Source organism: Paenibacillus agaridevorans, from assembly GCF_003112455.1.
Lineage (GTDB): Bacteria > Bacillota > Bacilli > Paenibacillales > Paenibacillaceae > Pristimantibacillus > Pristimantibacillus agaridevorans.
The window spans coordinates 9,276-12,294 of record NZ_BDQX01000438.1 but is presented as its reverse complement, the minus strand read 5'-3'; the positions used below and the strand labels follow the sequence as shown (position 1 = coordinate 12,294).

The window sequence follows — 3,019 nt, the reverse complement described above, 5'->3', positions numbered from 1 at the left end:
TGCCCCCGGAGCCGATGACGGCGGCGGTCCGGACGGCTGTCGCGCTCCTCCTTCGAGTCGTTGAAATCGACATCGCTTGCTTCACTCTCCTTTTGGATGTTGTGTTACCTGCCAAATACGCTCTCCGCCAGCAGCTCCGCCACGTCCCGCGCTTCGACCTCCTCGTCCGCGGACAGGAAGCGGAGGCCGTCCTCCATCATGGTCAGGCAATACGGACAAGCGGAGCTAATGACGGACGGCTTAACCTCCAGCGCTTGCGCCGTCCGGGCGTAGTTGACCCGGGTGCCGGAATGCTCTTCCATCCACATCAGACCGCCGCCGGCTCCGCAGCACATGCCTTGAGGGCCGGAACGCTCCATTTCGCGCACGTTAATGCCAGGTATGGATCTCAGCACGCTGCGCGGCGCCTCGTACGTGCCGTTATAGCGCCCGAGATAACAGGAGTCGTGGACCGTCACCCGCTCCTCCACGGCGAACCTCGTCTTCAGCCTCCGTTCCGCCACCAGCCTGGCCAGCAGCTCCGTATGATGTTCCACCAGCACGCCCGGCGACAACCCGAAGTCCGGGTATTCATTCTTGAACGTGTTAAACGTATGCGGACACACGGTCACGATATGCCTAATCCCATATTTGCCTAATGTCGCGATATTCTCCCTGCACAGCTCCTGGAATAGCAGTTCGTTGCCAATGCGTCTGGCCGTATCGCCGGAGCTTTTCTCCTCATTCCCCAACGTTGCAAAATCAATGCCCGCATGCTTCAGCAGCCGAATAACGTCAAACAGCACTTTGCGGCTTCTCGTGTCGTAAGCGCCCATAGAGCCCGCCCAGATCAGCAGCGATGGCAGTTTCTCGCCGCGCTGCTTCCGCTCCGCCATCGTGTCAACCCGGATGCCCGTACGGCTGTAGCACTCTTCGATCCATGCGGCGCGCTCCGCACGCGGCAGCCCCCAAGGGTTGCTTTGGCGTTCAATGTTTTGCAACGCCCGCTGGCCGTCTGCCGGAAGCCGCCCTTCCATCAGCACGAGATATCTGCGCATGTCGATGATTTTGTCCACGTGCTCGTTGCCGACCGGGCATTGCTCCTCGCAGTTCCGGCACGTCGTGCAAGCCCACAGCTCATCCTCCGTCATCACGTCGCCGATCAGCTCAAGGTCCTCCGCCTTCGCTCCGGCATGTTTCGCCCATCCAGCCTTCTGCACATCCATCGTAGGCGCGATATTCGTCTTGTAGGCGGCAAGCGGCTCTGCCTCGTCTCCATGACTGCCCCAGTCCGGCATGACGGAGCCCATGGCATGCGCGGCCGGCTCGGCGCCCTGCCATATCAGACTGCCCGGCAGCCATGGCGACTTTGAGGTGATGGATGCCCCTTTCTCCGTGAGATGGTCGCGCAGCTTCACGATGAGATGCATCGGCGACAGCAGCTTGCCGGTGCTCGAAGCCGGGCACACATTCGTGCATCGCCCGCACTCCACGCAAGCGTACAGGTCCAGCAGCTGCTTCTGCGTAAATTGCTCCACCTTGCCGACCCCGAAGCTCTCCGCCTCCTCGTTCTCCAAATCGAGCGGAGCCAGCCTTCCCGGCGGCGTATTGCGGCGGAACCAGATGTTTACGGGCGCGGTGATGAGGTGGAAGTGTTTGGACTGCGGAACGTACACGAGAAAGCTTAGCAGGATAACGAGATGCAGCCACCAGAAGGCTTCGAACCAGGCATGGGCCAGCGGGCTGCCCCGTGATACCAGATGGCCCAGCAGCTCCGAAACAGGACCGCTAATAGGAGCGTACCGGGCTTCGACGACAGGTGCCGCCCCCAATCTCTCGAAGGAGAGAGACAGCAGAATCGACAACATCAATCCCCCGATGAACCAGAGCACGATAGAGGGTTTCCATCCCTTTTTGAGCCGTGCCAGTTGCTCGCCGTACCTCCTATACCCGCCATAGACGACGGCCAGCAACACGAGGAACACGGTAACCTCCTGCAGCCAGGAGAACGGCCCGTAGAACGGAATCGGCAAGGCTTCGCCGCCGTTAAGCCCCTTCCATATGAGGTCGACCGCCCCGAACTGCAGCATGATGAATCCGTAAAAATAAACCAAATGCATGGTTCCGCTTCGCCAATCATTAAGCAGCCGGCGGTGACCGAACATCTCTCTTCCGATCCCCGTTTTCCCGCCGCGGCGGACGCTTCTCCCCCGCCAACGACTCTCCTTGATTCCGGAACCGGGTTCGCTGCCAACGCTATCCTGCAGAGCTCCGTCTTTGGCGGTCTTTCGCGCCAAGCCTCCCGGCCGATGCCGCTCGAACACGGCTGGAGCGCCCAGCTTCATATAGCCGATTCTTCGCCACACGACAGCCGCGAACATCCAGACGGCCGCCGCGACGAGCAGCGCGAACAGCAACCATCTCATCCACGACGCATTAGACCCGCCTACGGCCAGCAAGGCCGCAAGCTTCCTCTTCTCCGTTAATACGCCAATCTGCCCACCGACAGAAAGGAGCATGATCCATTGCCCTGCCACTTGTCAGCCCTCCCTTGTCGACCGATCCCATCTGGCTCCCCTCATCGCGGAGCTCTCTTTTTGGGACAAGCTTTTGAAGCGCTTTCATAAATATCCGCGGTCCTCCATTTATATGAACGGGATGGCGCGAACATGCTTTTTTCGGATGGCTCGCAAGGGGTCTAAAGCCGGCGGCAGCATCATAAGGTAGCACTGATGGACAGTGTGTTCCGACCGGAATAACATCAGTAAATCCAAGCTCGCAAGGGAGGTTGCCATGCAAACAATTGTGGTTCTGCTTAAACAAACCTTCGACACCGAGGAGAAAATAACCGTCACCCCTCAAGGCATCGAAGAACGGGATGCCAAGCTGGTCATTAACCCGTACGACGAATACGCATTGGAAGAAGCGCTTCGGATCAAAGAGCGCTCCGGCGGCAACGTCGTCATTGTGACCTGCGGTCCCGAACGCGCGCAGGAGGCGATCCGTACGGCGCTTGCCGTAGGCGCCGACGAGGCGATCC

General features: G+C 59.8%; 2 protein-coding genes. One reads left to right on the top strand and one right to left on the bottom strand.

The genetic code is table 11. The features are described from left to right. Positions 1 to 104: 104 nt before the first annotated feature. Positions 105 to 2,405 (bottom strand): (Fe-S)-binding protein, encoded by a 2,301-nt coding sequence (locus PAT3040_RS33515; protein WP_258235290.1) that lies wholly within the window; start codon positions 2,403 to 2,405, stop codon positions 105 to 107. A 367-nt stretch (positions 2,406 to 2,772) separates the two neighbouring features. Between PAT3040_RS33515 and PAT3040_RS33510 the strand changes: the two genes are divergently transcribed. After that, the coding region (locus PAT3040_RS33510) for an electron transfer flavoprotein subunit beta/FixA family protein (protein WP_444980833.1) at positions 2,773 to 3,019 on the top strand (247 nt) is incomplete at its 3' end.

Bases quoted from the DNA above. Each gene is read 5' to 3' on its own strand.
- PAT3040_RS33515 (WP_258235290.1), bottom strand. From the start codon at position 2,405: ATGAGATGGTTGCTGTTCGCGCTGCTCGTCGCGGCGGCCGTCTGGATG.